The sequence below is a fragment of the Bradyrhizobium sp. S69 genome (assembly GCF_009766005.1).
GTDB lineage: Bacteria > Pseudomonadota > Alphaproteobacteria > Rhizobiales > Xanthobacteraceae > Bradyrhizobium.
This window is the reverse complement of the sequence record NZ_LMUK01000019.1, coordinates 76619-89337: the sequence shown is the minus strand read 5'-3', so window position 1 is coordinate 89337 and position 12719 is coordinate 76619. Positions and strand designations below refer to the sequence as shown.

Sequence of the window (12719 nt, the reverse complement as noted above, 5' to 3'; positions counted from 1 at the left end):
TCGTCCGCATACGCCCGTCGCTTATGCTTTACCATTCGACACCTCCTGGCTCTTAAAGCCTACTACAGGTGTCCACTAATTCGGAGGAGGTTCATGGCCGCGAGCACTGAGCTGAACACCATCCTTCGAGGCGCGCCGAAGATGGCGCGCACCTCAGGATGACGGTGGAGCTGTTGCGCGGGAGGATGAGGTCCGAGTGCGCCTACTTCCTCACATATTTCTGCACGCGCCAGTTCAGCGTATCCGCGACGAAAATCTCGTCGCGCGAGCTCACCGCGATGTAGTGGGCCTCGCCGTATTTACCTGAGGTTTTGCCCGGACCCGCGCCGTCCATCGAGCCCACGACGTTGCCGTTCAGATCGAGCTTCATGATCTGGCCGGTGTGACCGTGCGCCAGCCAGATGTGCTGATCGGCGCCCATGAACAGCCCGCAAGGCGTGCCGGGATGTTGCGACTCGCGGATGTAACTGCCGTCGGCGTCAAACACCTGGATGCGGGCGTTGTTGCGATCGGCGATGTGGAGCAGCCCCTGCGCGTCGAACACCAGCGAATGCGGCAGATCGAATTCGCCCGGCCCCTTGCCCTTGCCGCCCCAGGCCTTGATGAAGTTGCCGTCGCCATCGAACTTGACTACGCGCGACTCCGCCTTGCCGTGGCCTTGCAGCACGAAGATGTCGCCGGTCGGTCCGACCACCGCCTCGTTCGGTTCGTGCAATAGCCGCAGATGCCCGTACGGGTGCCACTCGCCGCTGTGGCCCTTGACGCCCAACACCATTTGCAGCCGCCCGGAGCCATCGAACTTGTAGACCAGGTTCGCGGCCACGTCGGTGGCCCAGATGTTGTCCTGCGCATCGATGCGCAGGCCGTGCGCCCGTTCGAACAGCCCGTCGCCGAAGCCGCGGATGAAATGGCCGTCGGGATCGAATTCCATCACCGACATCGGGCCGCGATGAATGACGAAAATGTTGCCCTTGGAATTGAAGGCAACACCCGATGTGCCGCGAAAGTTCATGCCCGGCGGCAGCTTGAACGATTCGGCGACGGCGACGTAGGGAAGGTGTGGAACTTCGATTGGCATCCGCGATTATCACACCCGGAAAATCAGGAGTCCATCGCGCGCGCATCAACTCTTATCGCCTTGACTGCGCGCTTTCAGGATTTCCGCTGATCCACGGTGAACACGGTGCGCCGGGTGCTGTCATCTTTCGGCCAGGCCTGCTCGACTTCCGATAGCGGGACGGGATTGGCCGCGATCTTGAAGCCGCCGGGAAGTGTTGCTTGCAGCAATCCGCCGACGGCCTTGACCAGGCGTTCGAGCGGGATACTGCCGATCCCGCTGCCCATCAGCTCGATCGACGAGGAACGCAGCACGGCGCTTGGCAGCGTGATGTCCGCCCCGCTCACCGAACCGATCTGGACGAACCGGATCGGCACGCCCTCCGCGCCGGCCTTGGCACCGGCGATCAGAAGGCGTTCGGCGCTGTTGCCCCAGAGATAGTCGATCACGACGTCGACGCCTTCGGCGAACTGTTGCTTGAATTTCTGCTCCAGCTCGGCGTCGCTCCCGACCAGCGGGATCGTCACGTCGGCGCCCAACGCCGCCAGCGAACGCAGCGCGTCGGCGTTGCGGCCGGTCGCGATGACTTTTTTCGCGCCGAAATGTTTCGCAATCTGCACCGCGAGCCGCCCGGACGTTCCCGTGGCGCCATTGACCAGCACCGTCTCGCCCGCCTTGAGCTTCGCGCGTTCGGTGTAGGCCGCCCATGACGACATGCCGGGATTGGCAATCGCGGCGGCCGTCACGTCATCCAGTCCATCGGGCAGCGGCAGGCAGTGCGATGCCGGCACCACGGCGCGCTCCGCCATGCTGCCGTAGGGCGCTTTCGGCAGAACGAAATACACCCGGCTGCCGTCCTCGAGCCGCCCCACGCCGTCGATGCCAACGACAAAGGGAAACCGCCCCGACGAGCTGTAGTGCCTGCCGGAGGCCCGGCCTTTGACGACCTGGCTGATGGCGGCGGCGGTCACCGCGATACGGGTCTCGCCCGCGCCAGGCACCGGTTCCGCGAAATCCCCATAGACCGGAGCTTGCCCGGATTCTCGAACGATGGCGGCTTTCATGATGATTTTCCTTTCGTCGCGAAGGCAACAGGGCCGTATGGCGGAAAAAAAATCCGCTGTCGTCGGTCCTCGAATATGTGTACTATGCACTTAATTGGAGAATGGACCGGTGTCAAGAAATAAAGTGCAAAATACACATATCGGCGCGCAACTCCGGCAATTGCACGGCGCGGTGCTGGATATCGTCGGTGTTATCAACGAACCGCAGCGCGATGAATTCCTGATCAGAAAAGCCGGGATTCCGCTCGACCGCGCGCTGTTTCCGTTGCTCGTTTACGTCGAGCGGTTCGGCCCGATCGGCGTCGTGCAACTGGCCGGCCGCGTCGGACGCGACTACACCACCGTCAGCCGTCAGGTCGCCAAGCTCGAAAGCCTTGATCTCGTGAAGCGGCAGGAAAGCGCCGGCGATCGCCGCGTGCGCGAGGCGGCCGTTACCGCAAAGGGAAAGGCCATGACAGACCTCGTCGACGCCGCGCGCGAGAAGGTTGGCCGCGCCATCTTCGCAACATGGGACGCCCACGACATCGACGAACTGGTGCGCCTGATGCGAAAATTCGCCGACGCCATCCAGCAGGAACCACCCGCGGGGGCGTAAAGGAAGTACGGCCTTTCCGAAGTTCGAATTATATCAGCTACTCCCCGACCTCATCCTGAGAGGCGGTGAAGCTATCTCGGACGTCATCCTGAGGTGCGAGCTCTTGCGAGCCTCGAAGGATGGCCGCAAAGCACAGCGCTGAACACCATCCTTCGAGGCTCGCCGAAGGCGGCGAGCACCTCAGGATGACGGAAGTTACCACCCTTATCCTGAGGAGCATCGCGCAAGCGATGCGTCTCGAAGGATTGCCGCAAATGACGGCCGTGCAAGCTGCCATCCTTCGAGACGCCCGCCAACGGCGGGCTCCTCAGGATGACGGCGGGGAGCGTGAACCGATCTGTTCCATGGAATCGATCCCCTACCCCACCAGCCCCTTCATCGGCTTGGCCGCGGCGCTGTCGGGAAACACGTTGTCGGCCAGTACGCGCTCGCCGAGGCCGAGATGATCGTGCAGCACGCCCTTGAGCGCGGCGCGCAAATCGGTGGTCGGCGCGAGGTCGCGGGCCTGGTAAAGATTGGCCGGCTTCAGGCCGGGCCAGTCGGAAATCACCCGGCCGCCTTTGATGGCGCCGCCGGCGAGCAACGCCACGGTGCCGGTGCCGTGATCGGTGCCTTCGGTGCCGTTGATGTGCGCGGTGCGGCCGAACTCGGTGGCGACCACAATCACCGTGTCGCGCCAGCGCTCGCCCAAGCCTTGCTCGAATTCAGCCAGCGCGCCGTCGAGCCCCGACAGCAATTGCGCGAGACGGCCGACCGGTCCGCCTTCATTGGCATGGGTATCCCAGCCGTCGAACGCCAGCGCCGCGATCCGCGGACCGTCGTCGGCCGCCATCAGCTTGGCCGCGCCGCGCGCCACCAGCCGCATCGCGCCGGCGCCGTTGGTGCCGGGTTTTGGCTTCATGTCGTCGCCTTGCGCCGATTTGTCGAGCTGCAAGCCTTGCGACAACGCCGAGGCCAACGCGGGATCGCGATGGCTGTAGAGCTCGACCAGCCGCATCGCGGTGTCGTCGGCGGCTTGCGGCAGCGCGACCGGGGCCCAGCCGACCGTCGGCGCCGCGCCGCGCAGCACCAATGGCGTGGTCGGGCCGACCGCCAGCGCGGTGGTGACGCGGTCGCCTCTCGGCAAGGCCTCCAACGCGCGGTTGAGCCAGCCGGATTGCACCCGGCCCGGACCGGCAAAGCCGCTTTCGAGCACATCCTGACCGTCGAAATGCGAGCGGTCGCGATACGGCGTCGCGACCGCATGGATGATCGCGGCGTGTTTCTCGCGATACATCCGCGCGAATTCCGGCATCGCCGGATGCAGCGCAAAAAACGAATCCAGCATCAAGGCGGCATGAGGTCCGTCCGGCGTCAGCGCGATCGAGCCATGCAGGCCGGCGTAATCGGGATCGCCGACCGGTGCGACGGTGGCAAGGCCGTCCAGCGCGCCACGCAGGATCACCACGACCAGCCGCGGATCGCGGCCGTCGGCGGCGCGCGCGAATTTCGGCAAATAGGCCCAGGCCGCGAACGACGCGCCGCCGAGCAACAGCGAACGACGCGATGTGGCCGATGATTTCAGGCTCTCAGGGCAATCCATTGTGGTTGCTTTCGATGGGCTTTCCATGGCGGTCATCTCCTCTGGAATTCCGGCGACATCAACAACAGCGCCAGCGCCTGCTGCCGCGACTCGGCGCGCTCGATGGTTCGCCGCGTTTCCGGCGACGCCGCGTCCGCCACGGCAAGCTCCAGCAGGTCGCGCGGATCGACGTTGTCGGCAAGCCGTGAGGCCACCTGCGCCGAGATATCGAGCCGCAGCTTCATGCCCTCGGGCGCGGCCCATGCGGCATTGGTATCGGCAAATCCATTGGGCCCGGCCGGCGACCACAGCGGCTGGCCCAAGAGATTGAGTCCGCCCAGATAACGGCTCGGATCCTGCGGCATTTGCGACAGAAGACGACCGGTCGCCACCACGAATTCGTAAGGGCTGCGCAGTTTTGTTGGTGGCGCCTGCCAGGCTTCGTCGGAATCCAATAGCGCGATCGCGAGCGCCTTGAGGTCGCCGTCGGTTTTGCTGAACACATCCCGCAGTCGCGCCACCAGCGCCGGCGGCGGATCGTCGCTGACGAAATGGCGGGCGAATTTGGTCGCGACGAATTTCGCGGTCGACGGATGGCGCGCGATAAAGCCCAGCGCCGCCTCGCCCTGGGCGACGCCATTGTCCTCATAGAGCTGGCCGAGCAGCCGCTGCGGCCCCGGCTCATGCGCGTTGGCATTGAAGACAAAGACCCCGGGCGTGCCGAGTTTTCCCTGCCGTCCGGCAAAGGTCCAGCCGGTGATGATGCGCGCCAGCGACGTCACATCGTCCTGCGAATAGCCGCCGCCGACACCGAGCGTGTGCAGCTCCATGATCTCGCGCGCCAGGTTTTCGTTCAGTCCGCGGTTACGGTTCTGCCCGGCGCGGGAGTCCGGTCCGAGCGATTGCTGATTGTCGAGAAAAAACAGCATCGCCGGATGCTGCTCGACCGCCTTCAGCATGTCGGCAAAACGCCCGAGCACATGGGGGCGGATCGCTTCGCGTTCGAATGAGCCGGCCCACATCCGCGCCAGCCCGCCTTTGTTGGCGGAGATGCAGAAATGATTCGACCAGAACACCACCAGCCGTTCGGTGAATCCGCAATCGACCAGCGATGCGCGTTGCAGGCGCGCCAGCGCTTCGGCGCGGAAGGTCTTCTGGATGACGTTGAGCGGCGACTGCGGCGGCTTTTGCGCGTTGGGCTGCATCGCATCGGCCGGCGTCATCGCCGCATTGGCGTTTTCCGCCGATGCTTTCGCTGGCTCCTTTGCAGATTCTTTCGGCGACATCTCCATCGCCATGCGGTCGAGCGACAGGTTTCGCCGCTGCATCTTGTCATCGGCCGCCGACGGCGCCGGATTGGCCTCGGGCGGCGGCGTCGCCGTGCCAGACTTCGCGGCGGCCTCGCGCGCCTGCTTCTGCTCCAACTGATAGGCGAAGACTTCCTGGGCCAGCGCCGGCGTCGATTGCAGCCCGGGCGCTTCCAGCAGCGCGCCATTGGGCCGATCCAGTTCGGCCTTGACGAAGCCGCGCGGATCGGAGGCGGCATTGACAAAATCGCCCGACGCGCCGCCGCGCGCGCCAAGCCCGAAACGATTGAGCGCCACCAAAGCTGCTTGCGAATCGCGGGCCATCGGATTTCCCTTTAACGTCGCGGCGGCTATATTGAACGTGCGCATCATACCGCCGTTGGGGATGAACCCGACATGAAAATCACGGCCAAGGTTTGGTTTGTTTCATGACAAATCGGTTAGAAAATCCGCTGCCGCGCCGCCTCGCCTGTTCCGGCTGCGGGACCGAATTTTCATGCAGCCTGTCCGGTAGCTGCTGGTGTGCCGAGGAACCCGCGAAGCTGCCAATGCCGGTCGACGGCGGCGATTGCCTGTGCCGCGATTGCCTGCGTCAGGCGGCAATGCAAAGCGTGAGCACCGCGACCCCGTGACCGACCGATGGACCATCAAGGCCGTCCTCCTCGACATGGATGGAACGCTGCTCGATACCGAAAAGCTGTTCATGGACAGCCTGGTCGCGGCGATGGGCGCGTTCGGCTACACCGATGATATCGCAGCACTCTGCCACGCCATGGTCGGCCTCACCGGCGCGCAGTGCGACCGCATGCTGCTCGATCGCTACGGCGCTGATTTTCCGATCGCCGGTCTCAACGAAGCCTTCCGTGCCAATCGGGACGACATCTTTAGAGCTGGCATACCGCTCAAGCGCAGCGCCACGGACCTGATGGATGCCGTGCAGCAGCAGGGCTATCCGATGGCGATCGTGACCTCCGCATCTCGTCGTGGCGCGGAGAACCAACTCACCCTGGCTGGAATCCGCCACCGCTTCGACGCGGTGATCACCCGCACCGACGTCGCGCACGCCAAGCCCGCTCCCGATCTCTATCTGCTCGCGTCGGCGCGGCTTGGCGTCGCCCCGGAACTCTGTCTTGCCGTCGAGGATTCGAATCCCGGCGTCGCCGCCGCGCACGCCGCCGGCGCCATCACCATCATGGTGCCCGACATCGTGCCGCCCACGGAAGCCTCGCGCGGCAAATGCATCGCGGTGCTGCCCAATCTTGGCGCGGTACGGGCCATGCTGCAAAAGCCGGGCGAGCTTGTCCTCCCGTCATCGCCTGACGCGCCTTAGAGCGCGTCGTCGGAGAGGATGGCCGCCGAAGTTACCCGGCGGTCCGCCACATCAATGGAACACGTCGCGCGGCTTTTGCGCCGGGCCTTGCGGACCTTTCGGGGCGTCGCCCGCTTTGATCTCAGCCGCCGTGACACGGCAATCGCCGTTGGTGTCATACCGCATGATGAACTCGCTCTGCTTGCCGACGAATTCGGCGCGGCTGATCTTGCCGTCCTGGTTCTCGTCGAAATAGCCGAACTCCGCCTCCGGCAGCACCGAGGCGGTGGCTTTCTTGGCGGTCACGAATTCCGACTTGTCGAGATTGCCGTCGCGGTTGCGATCGGCGAGGGTGAAGATCCGGTCGAGATAGCTCTTCCATTCCGCGCAGGTGTAGACGCCGTCGTGATTGGCGTCCCAGACCTCCGGCCCGCTCATGGCTCCCGGGGAGGGAGATTGCGCCAGCGCGATGGGTCCGCCCACCAGCCACAGCGTCAAGGCGACGCCCATTCCGCAAATGGAATTCCTGTACGACAAATCTTGCTCCTGTCTCTGCAAACACAAACGACTAGAGACCGAAGTTATTATACGTTGCGTGAACAGGTTGAAACCCTTGCGCACTTCACAACAACAGCATTCCGCGTGGCTATTATTTCTATATTTTTCCGCGACACCGATGCGCCAACTTGTCTGCGTCAGCAGAGCGAGCATCCGGTGACGGCGCTACACATCGTACCCCGGTGACTTGCGCGCCATGCCGTCGAAGGCGTCAAGCAATCTTTCGCGCCACGCATGGACCGGATCGTTTTCGGCGAGCAGTTTGAACGGGCTCACCACGCGCGCCCATTGGAAGCCGCCAAACACGATGTAGTCGGCGTAATTCGGACTGTCGCCGCCGAGATAGGCTTGCGTCTTCAACGTCAGCCGCATCGGATCGAGCGCGCGGCGAAAACCTTCGACGGATGTGTCACGGCCCGCCACCACCTCTTGCAGCGGCTTGCCGAAACGCGCCTCGCGGGACTGGTGGAAATAGACCGAGTCTTCCGGCTTCAGAAGGTCCGGAATATCAGCCACGATCAGCGGAGCGATACCGCCGACGATGGCGACATCGCCCCACCCGTTGATCATGCGCCCCATGGCGCGGCCGCCCTCGCCGCCGAACAGCGATGGCCGCTCCGGATAGGTGTCTTCGAGATACTTGGCGATCTGCCAGGAATCGGCGACGGACGTCTCGCCGTCGAGCAGCACCGGGACCTTGTCGGATTGATGCGGCGCGATCGCCTGCTTCTCGGTAAAGCACCACGGGATCGTTTCAGCCGTGAGCCCCTTATGCGCCAACGCCATCCTGGTCCGCCAGCAATACGGGCTGAACGGACGCGCCGGATCGGCACCCACCAGTTCGAAGAGTTTGAGGGTCATTGGGATTCCTGCGGCGGTTTATTCCAGATCGTCATTGCCGGACTTGATCCGGCAATCCATCTTTCTCAAACGATGGATACGCGGGTCAAGCCCGCGTATGACGGCCGGTGTGTTTTGCCGCCTGGCTTCGCTACTTCACCACCGCCGCGGTCTGGCCGAACAATATCTTGCGCTCTTCTTCGGTGCGGTTCACCGGCTGGCCGAAATTCGGATTGACTTCCCTGGCCTTGGCGTAGGCGCGTTCGGTCGCGGGCCGGGCGCGGATGGTCTCGAACCAGCGCTTGAGGTGTGGAAAGTCGTCGATGTTCTGGCCCTGGTTCGCGTAGCCGACGACCCAGGGATAGCTCGCCATGTCGGCGATCGAATAATCGCCGGCGACGAATTCGCGGTCGGCGAGCCGCTTGTTGAGCACGCCGTAGAGCCGGTTGGTCTCGTTGACGTAGCGGTTGATGGCGTATTCGATCTTTTCCACGGCGTAGTTGCGGAAGTGATGGTTCTGGCCGGCCATCGGCCCGAGCCCGCCCATCTGCCAGAACGTCCACTGGATCGCATCGGTGCGGCCGTAGAGGTCGGTGGGCAGGAATTTGCCGGTCTTCTCCGCCAGGTACAGCAGCATCGCGCCGGACTCGAAGATCGAGATCGGCTTGGTGCCGCCTTTCGGTTCATGATCGACCATCGCCGGAATCCGGTTGTTCGGCGCGATCGCCAGAAACTCCGGCTTGAATTGCTCGCCCTTGCCGATGTTGACCGGGAAAATCTTGTATTTCAGTCCGGTCTCTTCGAGAAACATCGTGATCTTGTGGCCGTTCGGCGTGCTCCAGTAGTGCAGATCGATCATGGTGCGTTCCTGTCCTGCTGACGGGCGGCATCGCTTTTAGCGTGCAGCCCCAAATTGGATGCGATTGCATGAAGTTCATCGCATCGAGGACATCAAGTCAAGGACGGGCGCTGGGCATCCCGGCGAAGTGATCCGGTCAGCTCGCGCGTTTCCTGCCTTTGTTGTGCCGCCTGCGCAAACCGGATTATTGTGCCATGCACCAGTTTTCCTGAGGGTCGGGCATGCGGCGGCTATTGTTTCTCAACGGCATCAAGGCGTTCGAGGCGGCGGCGCGCAGCGGCAGTTTTGCCGGCGCCGGCCTCGAACTCAACGTGTCGGCGGCGGCGATCTCCCGGATGGTGCATCTTTTGGAACAGCGGCTCGGCATCGCGCTGTTCGAGCGCAAGGCCAACCGTCTGGTGATGACGCCGGCCGGGCGCGCCTATCAGAGCGGGCTGACGCCGATCTTCGACGCGCTGGCGAGCCTGACCGCGCAGGTCACCGCGCCCTCCGGGGTCCGGGTCCTGACCATCGGCGTCGGTCCAAGCTTCGCGATGCGATGGCTGATCCCGCGGCTGGCGGATTTCCGCAAACAAGAGCCCGACATCGAGGTGCGGATCACCACCGGCGGGATGGCCGCCCCCTTTGCGGATGATTGGAGCTGCGGGGTCCAGCTCGGCGACGGCGCGTGGCCGGATCTGGTCGCCGAGCCGCTGTTCGCCGCCGACCTGTTGCCGGTCTGCGTGCCGCGGCTCGCCGCACAGCTCAAGCGCCCCAGCGACCTGAAAGGCCCGAGCCTGTTGCGCGTGGCGCATTCGCCCGATGATTGGCCGCGCTGGCTCAAGGCTGCCGGTGTCGCGCGCGTCACCGCGCGTGGACCGGAATTGCAATATTACGGCCAGGCGTTGCAGGCAGCCAGCGACGGGTTGGGCATCGCGATGGGCATCCGGCCCTATATCGACGACGATCTGGCCGCCGGACGGCTGATCGCGCCGTTCGCACTCGCGGTGCCGAAGGGGATGCGATGGTATCTGGTCTATCGCAGCTTCCGCACCGACCAGCGCGATTTCGCCGCGTTCCGGCGCTGGATCATCCGCGCCGCGACCGGCTCCGCCGATCGCCCGCCGCGCCGATGATTTCCGATTTCCGGCGCGCGTCTTTAAGTTGTAATATTGCCGCATAATATCCCGACAACATTTTTGGCGGAGACATCGCGATGGCACGAGCGCCCCTCACAAAACTTCCGCAACCGGTGTTTCACGAGCCGATTTTCGGCGCCGACGGATCGCTGCCCGATCCCACCGGATTTTCCACGTCCCATGGCAGCGACGACGCGCTGTACAAGCAGATCGGAGACCTCGCGACAAAAGACGTGGTCGCAATTCCGAAATCGCGGATCGGCGACGACGCGATGTTCAGCCTGGCGGAGGCCTATGGCCATCACGGGCCCGAGATCGTCAAGCAGATCACCCACGCCGGCAAGATCGTGTTCCATGCGCTCGGCGATTCCGGCGCCTCGAATGCCGGGAAATATCCCAACGAGTTGCGGGTCGCCGATCAGGTGACGCTGGATTGCGCCTCCTCGGCGGAGGCCGACCGCGCCGCGTTCCTCTATCATCTCGGCGATGTCGTCTATAATTTCGGCGAGGCGCGCTATTACTACGATCAGTTCTACGACCCGTTCCGCAATTATCCCGCGCCGATCTTTGCCATCCCCGGCAATCACGACTCGTTCATCGTGCCGGGCACTCGGCCTGCCGACGCGCCGCTGAAAACCTTTCAGCGCAATTTCTGCTCCAAACAGGTCGTGATCACGCCGGAAGCCGGCTCGTTGCGCCGCACCGCGATGACCCAGCCCGGCGTCTACTTCACGCTGGACGCCCCGTTCGTCCGGATCATCGGCCTGTTCAGCAACGCGCTGGAGGATCCCGGCGTGATTTCAAATCTCGACAAAAAGAGGAAATGGCCGGTCTCGAACATCCAGATCGATTTCCTGCGAGCGCAGCTGCGACGGGTCAAGCAGCAGAAATTCGCCGGCGCGCTGCTGCTGGCGACCCACCATCCGGCGTTCAGCTATTCGCCGCCGAGCAAGGCCGATGGCACCGGCGGCAATCACGGCTGCAGCACGGCGATGCTGCGACAGATCGATACCGTCTGCCAGGAGGAAGGGGTTTATCCGCACGCCTTCCTGTCCGGTCACGCCCATAATTATCAGCGTTACACCCGGATCATGGATTTCGGCGGCAACGAGATCAACGTCCCCTTCATCGTCTGCGGCGACGGCGGGCATAACGTCAACGCCCTGGTCCGGGCGCAGCGCGGCAAGACCGCCGTGGAGCCGGTTGCCAGCGCCGATGTCGGCTACCTCGATCAAAGCGGCGTTGCCAAGGTCAAGCACCTGTTGCTGGCGAAATATGACGACCATAATTACGGCTACCTGCGGATCCACGTCGACAAGGATTATCTCAAGATCGGCTTCCACCAGGTCGGGCTGCAATCCCTGGCGCAGTCCCGCTACGACATGGTCACCGTCCGGCTGGCGGACCGCCACATGGTCGCCAACTGAGGGCGGTGAAGCCATTTCGGACCTCGTCCTGAGGGCTGTGAAGCTATCTCCGCCGTCATCCTGAGGTGCGAGCCCTTGCGAGCCTCGAAGGATGGCCGCAAAGCACAGCGCTGAACACCATCCTTCGAGGCTCGCCGAAGACGGCGAGCACCTCAGGATGACGTCGGAGAGTGAAGTCCGAAACTAGGCGCTAATTCGCCGCGGCCGGAAAAAAGGCGGCAAATGTGAACCAGATCACATTTGCTTTGGCGGAAACATGGTCGGATCGGGTTCCAGCGTAGCTCAGGGGGAACTCCGCATGGTCCATCTCTATGACGGTTTTGACATCGAATCCTTCGAGGCTGGCCGCAATCTGTGGCACGCCCGGATCAGGCGCGCCGATGCAGCGCCGGTCGTGATCGATGGCGTGCTCTTTCCGGTCCTTGAGCTCGGAGTTGCGTGGTCCGATTCCGACGCCGCGATCGCGGACGCGAAAGGCCATATCGACCATTTCGGCCGGCGATATGCGGCGGCGACCAAGTCGCACGCCGAGCGCCAAGCCCTCTGACTGTAAAGCCGTCTAACCGTAAAGCCGTCTAACCGCAAAGCCCATCCGACCGTACCAAAGGCGCCAACGACCATGCTGCAAATCGTGCCGAAGACCCCCGCCCCTTCCACCGCCGTGCGATCGCATTGCCCGGACTGCAATGGCGATCTCGCCGTGCTGAGCGTGATCGCGGGGCGCGCCAAGCCGAGGTCCAGGTCGGAATATTGGGCGATGCGCTGCACCGACTGCGGCGGGGTCCATCTCGATATCCTGAACGCCCCGCCGCTGGCGCATCCGGCCCGCGCGCCCGAAGAGCAGCCTGCCTGAGAGCTTGTTGTCTCGTCGCCGGTCGTCTTGTTCCCCTTGCGATGTCAGTTGATGGCAGCAGCCGGGCGTGATGGAACGCGCCAGACTTGGAGCATGATCCGGAAAAGTGGAAACCGGTTTTCCGAAAAAGATCATGCTCAAACAATAAACTAGCTAAGGGCCTTTGCCCTT

At 63.6% G+C, this 12719-nt stretch carries 14 protein-coding genes; 7 read left to right on the top strand and 7 right to left on the bottom strand.

Annotated elements, in window-relative coordinates; genetic code table 11:
• Nucleotides 1–202 precede the first annotated feature (202 nt).
• Together GSQ88_RS06625 and GSQ88_RS06620 are read right to left on the bottom strand one after the other, a co-directional pair.
• Nucleotides 203–1078, bottom strand: coding sequence for a peptidyl-alpha-hydroxyglycine alpha-amidating lyase family protein (locus GSQ88_RS06625; RefSeq protein ID WP_159006586.1), 876 nt, complete (start codon nucleotides 1076–1078; stop codon nucleotides 203–205).
• Between the two features lie 74 nt (nucleotides 1079–1152).
• Nucleotides 1153–2121 (bottom strand): quinone oxidoreductase family protein, encoded by a 969-nt coding sequence (locus tag GSQ88_RS06620; protein WP_159006585.1) that lies wholly within the window; start codon nucleotides 2119–2121, stop codon nucleotides 1153–1155.
• A gap of 109 nt (nucleotides 2122–2230) precedes the next feature.
• On the opposite strand from GSQ88_RS06620, the gene GSQ88_RS06615 reads away from it, so the two are divergent.
• On the top strand, nucleotides 2231–2716 hold the full coding sequence (locus tag GSQ88_RS06615) for a MarR family winged helix-turn-helix transcriptional regulator (RefSeq protein WP_159006584.1): 486 nt from the start codon (nucleotides 2231–2233) through the stop codon (nucleotides 2714–2716).
• A gap of 358 nt (nucleotides 2717–3074) precedes the next feature.
• On the opposite strand, the gene GSQ88_RS06610 is transcribed toward GSQ88_RS06615, so the two are convergent.
• Nucleotides 3075–4325 carry a DUF1501 domain-containing protein gene (locus tag GSQ88_RS06610; RefSeq protein ID WP_502706701.1) on the bottom strand — a complete coding sequence of 417 codons (1251 nt, stop codon included), beginning with the start codon at nucleotides 4323–4325 and terminating at the stop codon, nucleotides 3075–3077.
• Nucleotides 4326–4330: 5 nt separating this feature from the next.
• The gene (locus GSQ88_RS06605) at nucleotides 4331–5908 is read right to left on the bottom strand and encodes a DUF1800 family protein (protein WP_159006583.1); all 1578 of its coding nucleotides are present in this window, start codon (nucleotides 5906–5908) and stop codon (nucleotides 4331–4333) included.
• Between the two features lie 104 nt (nucleotides 5909–6012).
• Between GSQ88_RS06605 and GSQ88_RS35550 the strand changes: the two genes are divergently transcribed.
• Nucleotides 6013–6216 carry a hypothetical protein gene (locus tag GSQ88_RS35550; protein WP_246735098.1) on the top strand — a complete coding sequence of 68 codons (204 nt, stop codon included), beginning with the start codon at nucleotides 6013–6015 and terminating at the stop codon, nucleotides 6214–6216.
• Nucleotides 6213–6914, top strand: a complete 702-nt coding sequence (locus GSQ88_RS06600) for an HAD family hydrolase (protein ID WP_159006582.1) — start codon at nucleotides 6213–6215, stop codon at nucleotides 6912–6914. The genes GSQ88_RS35550 and GSQ88_RS06600 overlap by 4 nt, the downstream gene beginning before the upstream one ends.
• Before the next feature lie 51 nt (nucleotides 6915–6965).
• Here GSQ88_RS06600 and GSQ88_RS06595 read toward each other — a convergent pair whose 3' ends face one another.
• The 3 genes from GSQ88_RS06595 to GSQ88_RS06585 all read right to left on the bottom strand — a co-directional run bounded on the left by GSQ88_RS06595 (nucleotide 6966) and on the right by GSQ88_RS06585 (nucleotide 9150).
• The gene (locus GSQ88_RS06595; protein ID WP_210253761.1) at nucleotides 6966–7403 is read right to left on the bottom strand and encodes an EF-hand domain-containing protein; all 438 of its coding nucleotides are present in this window, start codon (nucleotides 7401–7403) and stop codon (nucleotides 6966–6968) included.
• 213 nt (nucleotides 7404–7616) lie between these two features.
• The gene (locus tag GSQ88_RS06590; protein ID WP_159006580.1) at nucleotides 7617–8312 is read right to left on the bottom strand and encodes a glutathione S-transferase family protein; all 696 of its coding nucleotides are present in this window, start codon (nucleotides 8310–8312) and stop codon (nucleotides 7617–7619) included.
• A gap of 130 nt (nucleotides 8313–8442) precedes the next feature.
• Nucleotides 8443–9150: a glutathione binding-like protein gene (locus GSQ88_RS06585; RefSeq protein ID WP_159006579.1), complete on the bottom strand. Its 708-nt coding sequence runs from the start codon at nucleotides 9148–9150 to the stop codon at nucleotides 8443–8445.
• Between the two features lie 221 nt (nucleotides 9151–9371).
• On the opposite strand from GSQ88_RS06585, the gene GSQ88_RS06580 reads away from it, so the two are divergent.
• From GSQ88_RS06580 to GSQ88_RS06565, 4 genes are all read left to right on the top strand, one after another.
• Complete coding sequence (locus GSQ88_RS06580) at nucleotides 9372–10265, top strand: LysR substrate-binding domain-containing protein (RefSeq protein ID WP_159006578.1); 894 nt, start codon at nucleotides 9372–9374, stop codon at nucleotides 10263–10265.
• 80 nt (nucleotides 10266–10345) lie between these two features.
• A complete protein-coding gene (locus GSQ88_RS06575) occupies nucleotides 10346–11695 on the top strand; it encodes a metallophosphoesterase family protein (RefSeq protein WP_159006577.1) in 1350 nt (449 codons plus the stop codon).
• 298 nt (nucleotides 11696–11993) lie between these two features.
• Entirely contained in the window at nucleotides 11994–12242 is a 249-nt protein-coding gene (locus GSQ88_RS36065) for a hypothetical protein (protein WP_159006576.1), read from the top strand.
• A 72-nt stretch (nucleotides 12243–12314) separates the two neighbouring features.
• Entirely contained in the window at nucleotides 12315–12548 is a 234-nt protein-coding gene (locus GSQ88_RS06565; protein ID WP_159006575.1) for a hypothetical protein, read from the top strand.
• Nucleotides 12549–12719 lie beyond the last annotated feature (171 nt).

What these genes read in the sequence shown, in the direction of transcription:
- GSQ88_RS06625 (WP_159006586.1), bottom strand. Translation starts at nt 1,078, where the DNA reads ATGCCAATCGAAGTTCCACACCTTCCCTACGTCGCCGTCGCCGAATCG.
- GSQ88_RS06620 (WP_159006585.1), bottom strand. Translation starts at nt 2,121, where the DNA reads ATGAAAGCCGCCATCGTTCGAGAATCCGGGCAAGCTCCGGTCTATGGG.
- GSQ88_RS06610 (WP_502706701.1), bottom strand. Translation starts at nt 4,325, where the DNA reads ATGGAAAGCCCATCGAAAGCAACCACAATGGATTGCCCTGAGAGCCTG.
- GSQ88_RS06605 (WP_159006583.1), bottom strand. Translation starts at nt 5,908, where the DNA reads ATGGCCCGCGATTCGCAAGCAGCTTTGGTGGCGCTCAATCGTTTCGGG.
- GSQ88_RS35550 (WP_246735098.1), top strand. Translation starts at nt 6,013, where the DNA reads ATGACAAATCGGTTAGAAAATCCGCTGCCGCGCCGCCTCGCCTGTTCC.
- GSQ88_RS06595 (WP_210253761.1), bottom strand. Translation starts at nt 7,403, where the DNA reads ATGGGCGTCGCCTTGACGCTGTGGCTGGTGGGCGGACCCATCGCGCTG.
- GSQ88_RS06590 (WP_159006580.1), bottom strand. Translation starts at nt 8,312, where the DNA reads ATGACCCTCAAACTCTTCGAACTGGTGGGTGCCGATCCGGCGCGTCCG.
- GSQ88_RS06585 (WP_159006579.1), bottom strand. Translation starts at nt 9,150, where the DNA reads ATGATCGATCTGCACTACTGGAGCACGCCGAACGGCCACAAGATCACG.
- GSQ88_RS06580 (WP_159006578.1), top strand. Translation starts at nt 9,372, where the DNA reads ATGCGGCGGCTATTGTTTCTCAACGGCATCAAGGCGTTCGAGGCGGCG.
- GSQ88_RS06575 (WP_159006577.1), top strand. Translation starts at nt 10,346, where the DNA reads ATGGCACGAGCGCCCCTCACAAAACTTCCGCAACCGGTGTTTCACGAG.
- GSQ88_RS36065 (WP_159006576.1), top strand. Translation starts at nt 11,994, where the DNA reads ATGGTCCATCTCTATGACGGTTTTGACATCGAATCCTTCGAGGCTGGC.
- GSQ88_RS06565 (WP_159006575.1), top strand. Translation starts at nt 12,315, where the DNA reads ATGCTGCAAATCGTGCCGAAGACCCCCGCCCCTTCCACCGCCGTGCGA.